Annotated in this window: 15 protein-coding genes; 6 read left to right on the top strand and 9 right to left on the bottom strand. The window is 67.7% G+C overall.

What is annotated here, in order from left to right; translation table 11 throughout:
- Positions 1 to 4: 4 nt before the first annotated feature.
- The 8 genes from MELE44368_RS17455 to MELE44368_RS17420 all read right to left on the bottom strand — a co-directional run bounded on the left by MELE44368_RS17455 (position 5) and on the right by MELE44368_RS17420 (position 8,455).
- Positions 5 to 1,306 carry an acyl-CoA dehydrogenase family protein gene (locus MELE44368_RS17455; protein ID WP_128109647.1) on the bottom strand — a complete coding sequence of 434 codons (1,302 nt, stop codon included), beginning with the start codon at positions 1,304 to 1,306 and terminating at the stop codon, positions 5 to 7.
- A gap of 27 nt (positions 1,307 to 1,333) precedes the next feature.
- Entirely contained in the window at positions 1,334 to 1,990 is a 657-nt protein-coding gene (locus MELE44368_RS17450) for a TetR/AcrR family transcriptional regulator (protein ID WP_206613794.1), read from the bottom strand.
- A 49-nt stretch (positions 1,991 to 2,039) separates the two neighbouring features.
- Complete coding sequence (locus MELE44368_RS17445) at positions 2,040 to 3,002, bottom strand: TIGR03564 family F420-dependent LLM class oxidoreductase (RefSeq protein ID WP_128109646.1); 963 nt, start codon at positions 3,000 to 3,002, stop codon at positions 2,040 to 2,042.
- Between the two features lie 9 nt (positions 3,003 to 3,011).
- The gene (locus MELE44368_RS17440) at positions 3,012 to 3,758 is read right to left on the bottom strand and encodes a hypothetical protein (RefSeq protein ID WP_128109645.1); all 747 of its coding nucleotides are present in this window, start codon (positions 3,756 to 3,758) and stop codon (positions 3,012 to 3,014) included.
- Positions 3,755 to 4,687, bottom strand: a complete 933-nt coding sequence (locus tag MELE44368_RS17435) for an NAD-dependent epimerase/dehydratase family protein (RefSeq protein ID WP_128109663.1) — start codon at positions 4,685 to 4,687, stop codon at positions 3,755 to 3,757. The genes MELE44368_RS17440 and MELE44368_RS17435 overlap by 4 nt, the downstream gene beginning before the upstream one ends.
- Positions 4,688 to 4,750: 63 nt before the next feature.
- Positions 4,751 to 6,469: a nitric oxide reductase activation protein NorD gene (locus tag MELE44368_RS17430; RefSeq protein ID WP_128109644.1), complete on the bottom strand. Its 1,719-nt coding sequence runs from the start codon at positions 6,467 to 6,469 to the stop codon at positions 4,751 to 4,753.
- On the bottom strand, positions 6,466 to 7,212 hold the full coding sequence (locus MELE44368_RS17425; RefSeq protein WP_128109662.1) for a CbbQ/NirQ/NorQ/GpvN family protein: 747 nt from the start codon (positions 7,210 to 7,212) through the stop codon (positions 6,466 to 6,468). Before MELE44368_RS17425 ends, MELE44368_RS17430 begins: the two co-directional genes overlap by 4 nt.
- 76 nt (positions 7,213 to 7,288) lie before the next feature.
- Positions 7,289 to 8,455, bottom strand: coding sequence for a spirocyclase AveC family protein (locus tag MELE44368_RS17420; RefSeq protein WP_128109643.1), 1,167 nt, complete (start codon positions 8,453 to 8,455; stop codon positions 7,289 to 7,291).
- A gap of 103 nt (positions 8,456 to 8,558) precedes the next feature.
- On the opposite strand from MELE44368_RS17420, the gene MELE44368_RS17415 reads away from it, so the two are divergent.
- The 5 genes from MELE44368_RS17415 (at position 8,559) to MELE44368_RS17395 (ending at position 12,665) form a co-directional block, all read left to right on the top strand.
- Positions 8,559 to 9,161, top strand: a complete 603-nt coding sequence (locus MELE44368_RS17415) for a TetR/AcrR family transcriptional regulator (protein WP_128109642.1) — start codon at positions 8,559 to 8,561, stop codon at positions 9,159 to 9,161.
- A 178-nt stretch (positions 9,162 to 9,339) separates the two neighbouring features.
- Positions 9,340 to 10,605 (top strand): aromatic ring-hydroxylating oxygenase subunit alpha, encoded by a 1,266-nt coding sequence (locus MELE44368_RS17410; RefSeq protein WP_128109641.1) that lies wholly within the window; start codon positions 9,340 to 9,342, stop codon positions 10,603 to 10,605.
- A gap of 5 nt (positions 10,606 to 10,610) precedes the next feature.
- Positions 10,611 to 10,940, top strand: coding sequence for a hypothetical protein (locus MELE44368_RS17405; protein WP_128109640.1), 330 nt, complete (start codon positions 10,611 to 10,613; stop codon positions 10,938 to 10,940).
- Positions 10,937 to 12,190 (top strand): metal-dependent hydrolase family protein, encoded by a 1,254-nt coding sequence (locus tag MELE44368_RS17400; RefSeq protein WP_128109639.1) that lies wholly within the window; start codon positions 10,937 to 10,939, stop codon positions 12,188 to 12,190. Before MELE44368_RS17405 ends, MELE44368_RS17400 begins: the two co-directional genes overlap by 4 nt.
- A 22-nt stretch (positions 12,191 to 12,212) precedes the next feature.
- A complete protein-coding gene (locus tag MELE44368_RS17395; RefSeq protein WP_128109661.1) occupies positions 12,213 to 12,665 on the top strand; it encodes a MarR family winged helix-turn-helix transcriptional regulator in 453 nt (150 codons plus the stop codon).
- Positions 12,666 to 12,672: 7 nt separating this feature from the next.
- On the opposite strand, the gene MELE44368_RS17390 is transcribed toward MELE44368_RS17395, so the two are convergent.
- Complete coding sequence (locus MELE44368_RS17390) at positions 12,673 to 13,245, bottom strand: TetR/AcrR family transcriptional regulator (RefSeq protein ID WP_128109638.1); 573 nt, start codon at positions 13,243 to 13,245, stop codon at positions 12,673 to 12,675.
- Positions 13,246 to 13,515: 270 nt separating this feature from the next.
- Between MELE44368_RS17390 and MELE44368_RS17385 the strand changes: the two genes are divergently transcribed.
- Entirely contained in the window at positions 13,516 to 15,738 is a 2,223-nt protein-coding gene (locus MELE44368_RS17385; protein WP_128109637.1) for an acyl-CoA dehydrogenase family protein, read from the top strand.
- The last annotated feature ends 15 nt before the right edge of the window (positions 15,739 to 15,753 follow it).

Raw genomic sequence — 15,753 nt, 5'->3', positions numbered from 1 at the left:
TCGCTCACAGATTGCCCACCTCAATCTCGAGGTAGTCCGCGAACTTCGCTCGTGCGGCTTCGCGTTTGCGCGGCGTCCATTCCGACGGCCACAGGTCGTCGGTCGGCTGATAGTCGCGCAGTACCTGCTTGGCGACCGTCGCCTTGTGCACCTCGGTGGGGCCGTCGGCCAGGCCCATGACCGCGGCGCCGGTGACCATCCCCATGAACGGCATCTCGTTGGTCACGCCGAGCGCGCCGTGTACCTGCATTGCCCGCCAGGCGATGTCGTGCAGCACGGAGGGCATGACCACCTTGACCGCGGCGATGTCCTTGCGCACCTTCCTGTAATCGTTGTACTTGTCGATCTCCCATGCGGTGTAGAGCACCATCAGCCGGAACTGCAGCAGCTGGGCATACGAATCGGCGATGTAGCCCTGCACGAACTGCTTTTCCGACAGGCGGCTGCCCTGCGTCTCACGGCTGAGCGCCCGCTCGCACATCATGTCCAGGGCCTTGCGTGAGAGCCCGATCGTCCGCATCGCATGATGGATCCGGCCGCCTCCAAGGCGCGTCTGGGCGATGACGAACGCCTGACCTTCGCCGCCGAGCAGTGCATCGGCGGGCACCCGGACATTGTCATAGTGGATCAGGGCGTGCGAGCCCTCGCCCTCGGGTTCGCCGTAGAGCCCTATGTTGCGCACGATGTTGACGCCCGGGGTGTCGGTCGGCACCAGGAACATCGACATCCCCTGGTACGGGCTGACATCCGGGTTGGTCACCACCATGACGATCAGAAACGAGGCCGTCCTGGCGTTGGAGGAGAAGAACTTCTGACCGTTGATGACCCAGTCGTCGCCGTCGCGGACCGCGGTGGTCTTGAACAGGGTGGGATCGGCACCGGCGTGCGGCTCGGTCATCGAGTAACACGAGAACAGCTCACCGTCCAGCAGCGGGCGCAGGTACCGCTGCTTCTGTTCCTCGGTGCCGTAGTGCGCGAGGATCTCGGCGTTGCCGGTGTCGGGGGCCTGGCAGCCGAAGATGATCGGCGCCCATTGCGAGCGGCCCAGGATCTCGTTGAGCAGGGCGAGCTTCAGCTGCCCGTACCCCTGGCCGCCGAGCTCGGGTCCCAGGTGCGTCGCCCACAGTCCGCGCCGGCGCACTTCGTCCTTGAGCGGGTCGATCACCTTGCGGCGGTTGGCATCCAGCGGTACGTACTGCTGGTCCGGGAAGACCAGGTCCAGCGGTTCGACCTCCTCGCGGACGAACTCGTCGGCCCAATCCAGCACCTTCTGGTACTCGGGATCGGTCTCGAAATCCCATGCCATGGCGGTCTCCCTTCGGTGTCCGGGCCGTTATCGGCCGGCCCTGGTGCTGAATCCGGTGATCAGCGCGACGATGTCGGCGGTGACGACCTCGGCGAACGACCGGTCGCCGAAAGTTCCTGCGGCCCAGTGCCGGACACCCTCGCTGACATGCATGCCCGCGAGGTGGGACAGGTGGTCGACGTCGATGTCCGCAGCCAGCTTTCCGTCTTGTTGTGCCTTGGTGAACAGCTCGCCGAACATGTCGGCGTCGCTGCCGTCCGTCCGCTCCCCGGCGAGGATGCGGTGGTGCTGACGGTAGCCCTCCAGGATCGTCTCGATGACGAGTTCGCGCGGGTTGCGGGCCATCGACCGTTCCAGGCTGCGCAGCGCGTCACGGATCACCGATTCCACGTCGTAGTCGTTGCGCAACAGTGAGCGCACCTTCTGCTGTGCGGCGCGGGTGGACAGCAGGCCGACCTCGAAGAGGATGTCCTCCTTGGCCGGAAAGTAGAAGTAGAACAACGCCCTGGACACCCCGGCGGCCCGGCAGATATCGGCCACCGTGGTCTTCGCGTAGCCGTTGGTGCGCCACAGCGCCATCGCCGCCTGCACCAACGACCGTTTGGTCTCGTGTGAACGCGCCCGCTGAAACGACGCTCGCCGTTGACCACCGTCAGCAACCGCAGTCGACACCCGCTTCGGCACGAATGCAGTGTAGCCACCGGTTTGACCGATGGAAATAGTTGACGCTCGTCTAACTATCGAACTCCGAGACCAGCGACGCCACGTACTCCTGGGTGCGCCGCCGAGAGGCCAGGCGCTCAGCCGCGTTCTCGCCGAGCGGTACGACCCTGGCGGCCAGGTCGGTGACCCCGGCGTCGCGGTAACGGCGCAGCCGCGCCAGGATCGCGGCCTCGTCACCGACCGCCATGGTGTCTCCGACGTCCTCGGCGTCGCCGTGCTCGAGCAGCCGGACGTAGTTGGGAGAGAAGTCGGCATGGCCGAGCACCTCGCTGGCGTAGGTCCGCGCGCGGTCGATGTCGCGCTCGGCGCACAGCGTGACTGGCACTCCGGCGACCACGCGAATTCCGCTGCGCCCGGACGATTCCGCCGCTGTGGTGATTCGCGGGACGACGTAATCGCCGATCGCCCGCTCGTCGGCCATCCACAGGAGGGTGCCGCCGGTGCGCTCTCCGGCGGTGCGCAGCATCGTCGGCCCGAGCGCCGCCAACAGCACAGGCACGTCGAACGCGTCGGTGACGTCCACGGGACTGCTCACCCGGTAGCTGTCGTTGGCGACGGTGACCTGCCCTGGCCCGGCGAAGGCCGCCTCCAACACGTCGAGGTAGTCCCGCACCAGCCGTGCGGGCCGGCCATAGCTCAGCCCGAGCTGGTCGGCGATGATCCAGTGATGTGACGGGCCGATGCCGAGGGTGAACCGCCCCGCGCACGCGACCTGGGTGGTCAGCGCCTGTTGCGCCATGATCAGCGGGTGACGGGTCTGGATCGGCACGACCGCGGTGCCGATCTCGATCCTGTCGGTGACGCCGCCGAGCAGCGCGACGACCGTCATCGCATCGAGGTAGCCGGGCACCTGCGGAATCCAGAACGAGGCGAAGCCCTCGCTCTCCGCGGCTTTACCGTCCTCGAGCAGGCCGGTCAGCCGGTCGGCGCGGGACCGCTCCTTGTCCGAGCCGATCATCAAGCCGATTCTCATGCGCGCTCCCTAGGGCAGATAGCGGTCCCACTCGTACGGGACGACCGGGTAGAACGGCGCGGCGAGTAGCGGTTCGACCTCCCCGTCGCGCCAGCGCCTTGCCAGTGCGGGCCGCAGCCGCTCGGCGACGCGCACGGGGTCCTCATCGAGAAAGAAGTAGGAAATCGTCTGGCCCGCAGGGGCGCTGGCCAGGTTCGCGTGCACCGAGTGGGACCCCGCCGACCAGATACCGGCCACGCCGTCGATGTCGAGCAGTTGTGTCGGTGCCTGCGCGTCGGTTTCCAACAGCACGTACACGCCGCGGGTCGGCCACCACGGCAGCACGTCGGCGCCGACCCTCACACGCGGCACCGCGACCTTGGTGTGCACCGTGTAGACGCCGCGCTGCACCGGGGGTAGTAGCGGCAGCTTGCGATCGGCGTCACCCAGGGCCGTGGACAGCTCGTTGAAGCCCGTCAACCCGCTTCGGTCGGTGAAGAAGTAGGTCATCACGTGATCGATCGCGTCGAACTCGTCATGTGTCGAGGCGCGCGCGGCCCGGCACTCCGGTGTCGACACCAACCGCAGCGAGGCGCGCACGGCCGAGAGCCGGTGTTGTTCGGGCCGGTGATCGAGGGTGTGCCAGCGCAGGTATTCGGCGTCTGCCCCGTCGGGATGACGCCGTGCCATCGAGACGAACAAGGTGGTGACGTCGCCGTGTCCGGCGGCGAGCACACCGTCGACCTGGTCCGATGGAGTGCCGGGCAGCGGTTTCACAGGGGTCCTTCCGCGGTCGCGGATTCGTCTGGGGCCAGCGGAATTTCGGGGTGGCGCGCCTGGATCATCCGGCGAAACCCGTCGCGCCACGGAACCTTCGTTCGACCCAGGATCTGATGCATGCGGGTGACGTCGGGCCACAGCGGTGTGTGGGCTTCGGGGGTGTAGGTGAAGATCGGGTCGACACCGACCAGCCTGCCCATGTAGGTGCAGTACTCTTCGGCGCTGACCGTCTCGCTGCCGGCCCAGTTCACCACCACCGGCGGGATGTCGGCGACCTCCATGGCCCGGATCCCGAGCTCGACGTAGTCGTCCTCGTAGATCGGGTTGAAGTTGTTCGGCCGGTCGGGGTGAAGCCGAATCGGCGTGCTCGCCAGGATGTTTTCGAGCCGGTCGGCAGGTGCACCACCTTCGGGCCCGTACGTCGAGCAGATCCTGATGATCGTCAGCGGGATCCGGTACCGGGTGGCGATCCACGTGCACACGGCTTCGGCGGCGACCTTGGAGAAGCTGTAGTTGGGCCGGGCCGGCACGCCCGGGGGATCCGATTCGGTCAGCGGACGCTGCCCCTGGTAGGCGTAGATCGAGCCCGTCGAGCAGAACACAAAACCCTTCGCCGCGCGCTGTCGATACAGCAGATCCCCGGAGTGTGTGGCGTTGGTCTTCACGCAGGCGGCCCAGTCGTCGGTACCGGCGTCCACGGCGGCGTGGAACACGTAGGTGAAATCGTCGGGCAGCGACGAGAAGTCGCCCGTGCTCATGTCCAGCGCGACCGGGATGATGCCCGCTTCGGTCAGTCGCCCGCGATCGGCCGGATCACGCAGCCGAGCGGCGCCCCACACTTCGTTGCGCCGCGCCAGCGCACGCGCGATGGGAAACGCGATCTTGCCGGTCACGCCGGTGATCAGGATCTTCTCCGCGTCGAGCATCCCACTAGTCATAGCGCACGGCGACCAAGATGTTAAGTACTTGATATTGGTCGGTGGGTGTGCTCACCGGGTGCTCGGCGAGGCGCTGGAGCGGCGGGGAAGTGGGGCAGCGAGTTCGGCGAGGGACGACAGGAACAGCGCATCCATTCGCGGGCTCAGTTCGGCCAGGGTGGGCGCGCTGGCATGGCTGGCAGAGCCGAAGACCCGCGCCAGCGCGTCGGTTGTGGTGCTGGCGCCGACCGAAAGGCACAGGCACGCAACGCCGTCCGCGCGCAGCTCATCGAGCGCCCGGTAGGCGTCGGCCTCCGCATAGCGGCCCTCGTAGCCGTCGTCGTAGGGATGTCCGTCGGACAGCACGAGCAGTAACCGGTTGGGGGTGCCTGCTTCGGTCTTGAGGATCTCCCCGGCGCCGCGGATCGCCGCTCCGAGCCGGGTGTAGTTGGCGGGTTGCAGCCGGTTCAGCCGGGCCCGGCTGAGCGCGTTGAAGCGCTGATCGAACGTCTTGATCGCCGGCAGGTGGACGGCCTGCCGGCCCTGGGACCGGAAGGCGTACACCGCGACGCGGTCACCGAGGTCTTCCAACGTGGCGGCGAGGGTGGCCGCCGCGCGCCGCTGATGGTCGTGCACCGCCTGGCCGGCCGGATCGGCGTCGGTGGCGGATCCGGAGGCGTCGAGAAGGATCAACACCCCCAGGTTCCTGGCGATCTTGCGGTGCTCGCGGTAGATGTGTTCGGGCGGCGAATAGCCGCAGCGCAGATCGACGGCCAGATCGACGAGTGCCTCGGTGTCGAATTCCTCACCGTCGGTGCGGCGGCGCAACACCTTGGGCCCCAGGCCGATCCGCGACAACCGCCGGCGCAACACATCGTCGCGCATCACCCCGGCGGCCGAGACGTCGGCGTGCGTCGTCAACGGATAGTCGATGACGCGGCACCAGTCGGGCCGGTACCGGTTCTTGTGGGTGTCCCACTCGGGATACAGCGCCCCGCCGACGCCGACCGTGGCGCCGGGCCCGGCGTCGTCGAAGAAGCGGATCGGCGTGGGCAGCGGACGGGCCTGCGGATCCGGGCTGCGCGCCCGCCGTACGGCGCCGATACGCAGGTCGGTGCCTCCGGGGCCGTCGCCGGACGACTTGGCGGCACCGAGCAGTTTGCGCAGGAAGTCGCCGACCGCCTCGGAGTTGAAGAGCGGATTGTCGAAGAGCTTGAGAATCTTGCTCTGCTCGTTCGATCCGTCGTCGTCCTCGTCCGGGTCGTCGTCGCCTGGAGCAGCGCCGGGGCTGAACTGCAGGCGTACGTCCTCGTCGGCCGCCCGGCCGCCGGTCATCGCCTCGGCGCGGAGCAGTCGGGCAGGTTTGATCACCCCGAACCAGTCCGGGGCGTCAGCTACTTTGCCTCGCCCCCTTGCGGTTTCGAGCGACTCGGCGGCCGACGTCGTGGTGGGCGCGTCACCGGCGTGCACGGCGGCGGCGAGCGGCAGGCGGCGGGCCAGCTCGGCAAGGGTCCGGCGACCTTCCAGCGCGAGGTATCGACGGGCCAGGCCCGGTCGGGCCCGTAACCCTTTGACGAGCTCGGGTTTCAGGCTGCCCGCGGCCAGCAGCGCGCTCTGCAGCACCACCTCGCGTCGTTGCCGGTCGGTACAGGCGCCCGCGGAGGTGAAGATCACCTGACCGTCGGTGTGGGCCCATCCGTCGGAGGCCTGCGCCACATCGACCGCCCGACCGACGACGTAGCAGGCAAGAAGCCGAAAACGTTCGGGCCCTTGCGGATCAGAGCGTGTCACGTCCCCGGGAGCACGGCGTCGACGAGTTCGCCGAGCGCGCGGACGACGTCGGGGTCGTCGGACAGTGCTTCGACGACCGCGGCCTGCACCGCCCTGCGCAGTCCGAGTCCCTCGGCGGCAAGCCCACCGGCCAGGATGAGCATCCGTGTCGAGGACGCTTCGCGAAGCGGTGAGCCGTCGATGCTGCGGATGGCGCTGCCGACGGCGACCAATGCTCGGGCGGTGTCGACGTCGACACCGGCTTCGTGCGCGACGATCTCGGCCTCGGCCTCCGGCGGCGGGAAGTCCAGTTCGATCGCGACGAACCGCTGCCGCGTCGACTCCTTGATGTTCTTCAGCACGCTCTGGTAGCCGGGGTTGTAGGAGATGACCAGCTGGAAACCGGGTGCGGCTGAAAGCGTCGTGGCGAGCCGGTCGACCGGTAGCTCGCGGCGGTGGTCGGCGAGCGGATGGATGACCACGGTGGTGTCCTGGCGCGCCTCGACGATCTCGTCGAGGTAGCAGATCGCGCCGGTGCGCACCGCCCGGGTCAACGGCCCGTCCACCCAGACCGTTTCACCGCCCTTGAGCAGAAACCGGCCCACCAGGTCCGCCGAGGTCATGTCCTCATGGCCGGCGACGGTGATCAGGTCGCGGCCGAGTTCATGCGCCATCGCCTCGACGAAGCGGGTTTTGCCGCACCCGGTCGGTCCCTTCAGCAGCACCGGCAGCCCACGGCGCGCGGCCGCGCGGAACACCTCCATCTCGTCGGCGACCGGGCGATAAAACGGGGTGGCCGAACGGTTTTCGATCGCCGCGACTTTGTTGTTGGTCGTCAACTCATTCGCTCCGTTCGTGCGGTACGACCGCGGGCATCTCCACGCCCTCCGGCAGCACGAGTTCGCCGTCGGTGTTGATGTAACCCGAGTGCCTGGTCGGGATGGGCAGCGACGGATCGGGGCACGGCCGGTCGGTGCCGTCGCCGCACAGGCCCGAGGTGAAGTACGAGCGCTTCTGCACATCCTCGGGCCACGGGTCGGCGTGGGTCGCCATGAACTGCGCGGGGATGATGTAGAAGACGAAGAACGACGCGCTGATGGCGGCGAAGATCGCCAGGAAGCGGACGAACTGCTGCTTGGCGAAACCGCCTCGGATGTCGTCGAGTCCCTTCTCGACGACGGTGCGGCCGCGGTCGTCGGTGAAGAACCGAAGGCAGCACAGCGCGGCCTGCACGCCGCCCCACATGAAGCCCTCATAGATCGGCCACTGGTAGTAGGTGCCCGCGTTGATCGACAGCGACTGGATGGCGCCGGGGAAGGTGTACATCCCCAGTGGCATCAGGACGAGGCCTTCCATCACGAAGTCGAAGAAGAACGCCCACACCGCCGCGACGGCGATCAGTCCCTTGGTGCCGAGGTTCGGCCACCGCTCCTTGGCCTTGCGCATGACCCAGCAACCCACGATCGTGCACAGCAGCACGCCGAACGCGTAGCCGGAGACGTTGATGCCCAACGGTTCGGCGACCTGGGCGCCCGGTCGTTCGGGCGAGAGCCAGCCGGGAACGTGCGGTGCCCACGAACCCCTGTTGAACGCCCACGCGTTGTAGGTGCACCAGGTGTTGATGTAGTTGAGCAGCGGATCCTGGAAGAAGAACAGCCCGGTGGACACCATGATCATGCCGTCCAACGTGATTCGGCGTTCGCGTCGCCACGGCCGCACGATGAACCACCAGATCGCGACGGGGAACAGCGCCGGCGAGCCGATCTGCCACATCATCAGCGCGACCTTCATGAACGTCGGCGGATCGGTCGGGCCCGGGTCGACCGGGGTGAAGTACGGCCCGGTGATCCACCGGATCCAGACGTAGAGCTGGAAGACCAGGATCAGCCCGCCGACCGTGGCCCAGATCTTGACCCGTCTCGAGGGCCGTACCGTCGGCTCGTCGAGACGGCCGACCGTGCTCAGCGACTCGGTGGCCGGGGCCTTCTTGTTCGACAGTTCGCTCACCACGCCTCCTCGGTCACGCATCGGTGGCGCGACCCGTGTGAATATACCGATGAGTATCTGGCGAACTCAATGGTTTCTCAGAAACCTGTGGCAGACTTTTCGCATGGTCGAGCGTTGGACGCGGGAACGGCGCCTGGAGCACACCCGTTCCCTGCTGTTGGACGCCGCGGAGAATGTGTTCGGCGAAAAAGGTTTTACGGCAGCGACTCTCGACGACATCGCGTATGCGGCCGGCTACACCAAGGGCGCCATCTACAAGCACTTCGCCACCAAAGAGGAATTGTTCCTGGCCGTCAGCGACCGGTACTGGCGGCGCTACTTTGACAACTTCGCCGAGGTGATGTCGGCGGCGAACCAGGTGGGGGCGCGCGAGCGCGACGAGATCGCCAAGCGATGGCGTGAACTGAGCCGCGACCGCGGCGCCGAGCACGCCGCGCTCGGGCACGAGTTCACGCTCTACCTGCTGCGCAACCCGGACGCGCGGGAGCGGGTGGCCGCCAAACGATCCGAAGTGGTCGAGGCGCTGGCCAAGTTCATCATCGACGGGGTCAACTCGCTCGGGGGAACGTTGATGATTCCCCGGTTGACGTTCGCCCAGGTGCTGATCGCGACCAGCGACGCGATCGTGCTCGGCAGTGAGCTCGACGACGTCGACCTCTACCGGCCGATCGTCGATATGTACGTCTCGGCGATCAAACTGCCGTGACACACTCCGCCGAGATCGACGTTCTGGCGGGATCTACTCGCACTTTCCCGCCCAAATGTCCCTTTGGGCGAGGAGCGCGCCCGCCGGTGTATCAACTACTTGCGATTGACCACCCGAGCAGATACGGTCAGCGCTGCAGGCTTTGTGTACCGCGATCCCGTGTCGACAGGAACATGCAATGGCTCGATTTCCCAAACCTCCCGAAGGCAGCTGGACACAGCACTACCCGCAGCTGGGCACCGAGCCGGTGTCCTACGAGGACTCCATCAGCCCCGAGTTCTACGAGGCCGAACGCCAGGCGGTGTTCAAGCGGGCGTGGCTGAATGTCGGCCGGACAGAACAGCTTCCGCGCAAGGGCAGCTACTTCACCAAAGAGCTGAAGGTCGCCAACACCTCGATCATCGTGGTGCGCAACTCCGCCGGCGAGGTCAAGGCCTTTCACAACGTCTGCCGGCACCGCGGCAACAAGCTGGTGTGGAACGACATGCCGCTGGAGGAGACCAGCGGGTTCTGCAAGCAGTTCACCTGCAAGTACCACGCCTGGCGCTACGACCTCGACGGCAACCTGACCTTCGTCCAGCAGGAAGAGGAGTTCTTCGACCTCGACAAGAGCCGGTTCGGGCTGGTGCCGGTGCACTGCGACGTCTGGGAAGGGTTCATCTTCGTCAACTTCGCGCCCGAACCCGAGCAGTCGCTGCGCGAATTCCTCGGTCCGATGGTCACCGGCCTGGAGGGCTACCCGTTCGATCGGATGACCTCGCGGTGGCAGTACCGCTCGGAGGTCAAGGCCAACTGGAAGCTGTACATGGACGCATTCCAGGAGTTCTACCACGCGCCGATTCTGCACGCGAACCAGTCGCCGTCGACGTTCTCCAAGGCGGCCGCCGAGGCGGGCTTCGAGGCGCCGCACTACCGGATCGACGGACCGCACCGACTGGTCAGCACGTCGGGAATCCGCGCGTGGGAGTTGGACCCCACCATGCGCAAGCCGATCGAAGACATCTGCCAGAGCGGTCTTTTCGGCCCGTGGGACAAACCGGATCTCGGGCCGATGCCCGACGGCGTCAACCCCGCCAAGTGCGATCCGTGGGGCCTGGACTCCTTCCAGCTGTTCCCCAACTTCACCATCCTGATCTGGGGCCAGGGTTGGTATCTGACCTACCACTACTGGCCGACGTCGCACAACACGCACATCTTCGAGGGCACGCTGTACTTCCCGCAGCCGCGCACCCCGCGCGAGCGCGTCGCCCAGGAACTGGCCGCGGTCTCGTTCAAGGAGTACGGGCTGCAGGACGCCAACACCCTCGAAGCGACGCAGACAATGGTGGAGAGCCGGGCGGTCGACAGGTTCCTGCTGTGCGACCAGGAGGTGCTGATCCGCCACCTGCACAAGGAGACCGCCGCATGGGTGGAGGACTACCAGCGCAAGACGGCGGGGGTGTGATACCGATGGCTGCGATGCTGCCGCCCGAATTCGCCGACCTGGAACGCTTCTCGGACTGGTGTCTGGCCACCGAACCCGAGCGTTACCAGAAGCGGATGGCCAGCACCATGCCCGAGATGCAGGCGTTCTACGACGCGATCACCCCCCGCGCCGAGGAGGCGATCGCCTACTGCGACAAGTTCTCGTTGGACGACATGCCCGAGGACGTGCTCAACCTGATACGCCTGCTGTACTCGATGATCATGGTGTCATTCCCCGTCGAGTGCTGGAAGCAGCCCCGCGTGCCTGACTCCGGAGCCACGAGGCTGGACTGTGTGTCTGAACCCGTTCCATGACGGGGCTGACCGTCCTGCGCGCAAAGCGCTGGGCCGACGTGGTGGCGGGCGAGGTGCGCTCGCCCGCCGTGCTGGTCATCGAGGACGACCGGATCGTCTCGGTCAATCCGGCTGAGCCGCCACCTGATTCGGCCACCCAGCTCGACCTCGGCGATGTCACCCTGCTTCCCGGACTGATGGACATGGAGCTGAACCTGCTCATCGGCGGGCCGGGCGGGCCCGAGGGGCTGCCGAGCCCGATGCACGGTGTGCAGGACGATCCGGTGTTTCGGACCCTGCGTGGCGCGGTCAACGCCCGCAGCACGCTGGACGCGGGGTTCACCACGGTGCGCAACCTCGGCCTGATGGTCAAGACGGGCGGCTATCTGCTCGACGTCGCACTGCAACGCGCCGTCGACGCCGGCTGGCACGACGGCCCCCGGATCTATCCCGCCGGCCACGCGGTCACTCCCTACGGCGGGCACCTGGACCCCACGGTGTTTCAGCGATTGGCCCCCGGCATCATGCCGCTGTCGGTCGCGGAGGGCATTGCCAACGGCGTCGACGACGTCCGGGCATGCGTGCGGTATCAGGTTCGCCACGGCGCCAAGCTGATCAAGGTGTCGGCGTCGGGCGGCGTGATGTCGCACAGCACCGCGCCGGGCGCGCAGCAGTACTCGGACGAGGAGTTCGCCGCGATCGCCGACGAGGCGCATCGAGCCGGCGTGCGGGTCGCCGCACACGCGGTGGGGGACAGCGCCATTCGCGCCTGCATCCGGGCGGGGATCGACTGCATCGAGCACGGCTTCCTCGCCAGCGACGACACCATCAAGCTCATGGCCGACACCGGCACGTTCCTGGTCTCGACGACGTATCTCACCGAGGCCATGGCCGTCGACCGGATCGCGCCGGAGCTGCGCAAGAAGGCCAACGAGGTCTTTCCCCGCGCGCAGGCCATGCTGCCCAAGGCGATCGCGGCCGGGGTGCGCATCGCGTGCGGAACCGATGCCCCGGCGATCCCGCACGGGCAGAACGCCAAAGAGCTCTGTGCGCTGGTCGACCGCGGTATGACGCCGATGCAGGCGCTTCGGGCCGCGACGGTCACCAGCGCGGAGCTCATCGAGGCCGACGACGAACTGGGTCGTCTGGCCCCGGGATACCTCGCCGACATCGTCGCCGTCCCGGGTGATCCGTCGGTCGACATCGCGGCCACACTTGATGTGCGGTTCGTGATGAAGGGCGGACGCGTCTACAAGCACGACGGGAGCTAGCGCAGTGGCACGACAGACGAGCATGGAACTGGTCGACAACACGCTGTGGCATCTCAAGCAGGCGTGGTACTTCGCGCTGACGGCGGTCAACGACGCGATCAGCAGCCACGGCGTCAGCACCGCACAGATCGGTGTGCTTCGCCAGCTCGCCAACGAGCCGGGACTGTCCGGCGCCGAGATCGCCAGGCGGCTGCTGATCAGCCCCCAGGGGGTGCAGTTGGCGCTCAAGGCGCTCGAGCAACGTGGCCTGGTGGAGCGAAAGCCCGACCCTCACCACGCGAAGATCCTGCGGGCCTACCTGACCGACGAGGGCATCCACGTGGCGACCGCGGCGGTCAGGGACGCGATCGCCGCGCACGACGCGGTGTTCGACGTACTGACCCCGCAAGAGCAGGAAACGCTGCGGGATCTGCTGGCGCGCGTGGTGGAGAAGGGCACCGGGCACACGCTGATCCACGACCACATCGGCGAATGAGACGCGCTCAGCCCACGACGCCGCTGAGCACGGTGCGGGTGATGGCCTCGGCGCGGGTGCGTCGAAACGCCCTGCCCTCGTTGAGGATCGAATAGACGATGCCGCCCACGATGGCGTCGGCGGCGGCCTGAGCGGTCGGTTCGTCGACACCGTCTGCGGTCAACCGCGACCGCACGCTGTCGTGCAACGGCACGCTGAAGGCGGCGTACATCCGCGCCCTGGTGTCTTCGTGCTCCAGTCCGGCCACGGTGAGGATCCGCAGCATGGCGTTGCCGCGGGCGGTGGTCAGCGCTGCGGCGAGCCTCACCGACCACTGGATCAGATCGGCGAGGAGGTCCTCCGTGCGGTCGACGGGGCGCAGAATTCTGTCGGCGTCCTCGAGCAGAACATCGGCGACGAGCGCCGGCCTGCTCGGCCACCAGCGGTAGATGGTCTGCTTTCCGACCCCGGCGCGGGCGGCCACGGCTTCGATGCTCAGGCCGTCGAAGCCACGCTCCAACAACAACTCCTTGGTGGCCTTGACGATCGCCACGCGCGATTTCTCGCTGCGACGGCGCGGAGCGCCCGCGGGGCTGGTCAATGGCCTTCTCCCACATCTGTCCGGAACTGTCCGGTCTTTACAGATGGTGCCAGCGCCGATTACCCTTTGGCAAGACGAGACGGTTCGTCTCGTGTGACCGAGGTGAATCGAGCATCGTGGCAACGGGTGAATGAAGCCGACTCCATGCCGCCGCTCGCCCACTCCAAGGCCGTCCGCGAACTCGGCAGGAACCCCGCGCCAACGCCGGAGGCGGTCGTGGCGGCCGCATACTTCTTCAGACACCGCCCCCCGCACCGCCAAGGAGGCCCTGTGACAGTGGCGCTCACCCCGGAGCAGCGCGAACTCGCCGGCGCCGTCGCCCAGTTCGCGGCGCGGCGCGCCCCGATAGCGTCGACGCGCGCGGCGTTCGACGCGCTGGCGCAGGGGCGGCTGCCCACGTGGTGGAATGAGTTCACCACCAACGGCTTTCACGCCGTTCACCTACCCGAACGCTACGGCGGCCAGGGTGGAGAGCTGCTCGACGTCGCCTGCGTGCTGGAGGCTGCCGGCAAGGCGGCGCTGGCCGGACCGCTGCTGCCCACTGTCACCTCAGGCGCGGTCGCGCTGCTGGCCGACCCCTCGCCGGCGACCGACGCCTTGCTCACCGGGCTTGCCACCGGCGTGCCGGGCGCTCTGGTCCTGCCGCAGGACGGAAACTTCAGCGCCCGTGCCGACGGCGACGGCTGGCTGGTCAGCGGTGCATCAGAGGTGAGCGCGGGAATCTGTTCGGCTGGAGTCGCTTTGGTCGGCGCCCGCACCGACGACGGCGACACGGTGTGGCTGGCCGTCGACACCACCGAACCCTCGGTCACCGTCGAGCCCGTTGCGGGCACCGACCTGCTCACCGACCTCGGAGTGCTGCGGCTGGCCGAGCACCGGGTGGCCGACGCGCTGCCCGGCGTCGACGATGAACGCGCGCTGTTCACCGCTGTCGCGCTGACGGCGTGCGTGGCCGCGGGGATCGCCCAGTGGTGCGTCGAGGCCGCGACCGAACACCTGCGCACCAGGGAACAGTTCGGCGCGCCGATCGGCACCTTCCAAGCGCTGCAACACAACGCGGCGATGCTGCTGGTCGACACCGAACTGGCAAGCGCGGCGGCGTGGGACGCGGTGCGCGCGGCGGCGGAGCCCGTCGAACAGCACGCCATGGCGGCATCCGGGGCCGCCCTGATGGCAGTGATCGGTTGCCCGGACCTGGTCCTGGACACCTTGATGATGTTCGGCGCCATCGGCTTCACCTGGGAGCACGATCTGCACCTGTACTGGCGGCGCGCCACCAGCCTGGCCGGGTCGATCGGCACCAGGAGCAGTTGGGCCCGGCGGCTGGGGGAGGCCACGACGACCCAGGCGCGCGGCTTCGCCGTCGACCTGGGCGATGCCGAGGCCGGCTTCCGGACCCGGGTGGCAGCGACCCTGGATTCGGCCGCCGCCCAGCGCAACGAAGGGCCGGGACGGCAAGGCGACTACGAGCACTTCGCCACCGGACCGCAGCGCACGACCATCGCCGAGGCCGGCCTGATCGCCCCGCAATGGCCCGCGCCGTGGGGACTTGACGCCACGCCGCTGCAACAACTGATCATCGACGAAGAGTTCGGCAAGCGCTCCGCGCTGGTCCGGCCTTCGCTGGGCATCGCCGAATGGATTCTGCCGTCGGTGATCCGGGCCGGTTCCCAAGAGCTGCAGGAGAAGTTGATACCCGCCACGCTGCGCGGCGAACTCGCCTGGTGCCAGCTGTTCAGCGAGCCCGGGGCGGGATCCGACCTCGCCGCGCTGGCCACCCGCGCCACCAAGGTGGACGGCGGATGGCGGATCAACGGGCACAAGATCTGGACCTCGTCGGCGCAACGCGCCGACTACGGCGCGCTGCTCGCCCGCACCGATCCGACCGCGCGCAAACACCGCGGGATCGGCTACTTCATCGTCGACATGCGATCAGAGGGGATCGAGGTCGCCCCGATCAAACAGGCCAGCGGCGACACCGAGTTCAACGAGGTGTTCCTCACCGACGTGTTCGTGCCCGACGAGATGCTGCTGGGTGAGCCGACCGGAGGATGGGGGCTGGCCATCGCCACGATGGCCGAAGAGCGCTCGGCGATCAGCGGATACGTCCAGTACGACAGGGCCGCGGCCCTGCGGCGACTGGCCGCGGCGCCCGGCGAGCGACGCGACGACGACATGCTGCGCGAACTCGGGGAACTCGACGCCTACGCGCACGCCATCAAGGCGCTGGGCGTGCGCGAGACGCTTCGACTGCTCGACGGCGAGAACTCGCCGGCGACGTCGAGCATCGCCAAGGTCGCGATGAACGTGCTCCTGCGCCGCACCTTCACCGCCACCCTGGGTTCGACCGACCGGCTGGCGATGGTCGCCACCTCCGACCCCTCGGTCGTCGAGCCCTATCTGCGGGTGCCCGCCGAGCTCATCGGCGGCGGCACCAAAGAGATTCAGCTGAACATCATCGCGCAGATGATCCTCGGCCTGCCACGCAAGTAAGCATCACGTTCGAAA

It is taken from the genome of Mycolicibacterium elephantis DSM 44368 (assembly GCF_004014805.1).
Taxonomy (GTDB): domain Bacteria; phylum Actinomycetota; class Actinomycetes; order Mycobacteriales; family Mycobacteriaceae; genus Mycobacterium; species Mycobacterium elephantis.
This window is presented reverse-complemented; position numbering and strand designations above follow the sequence as displayed.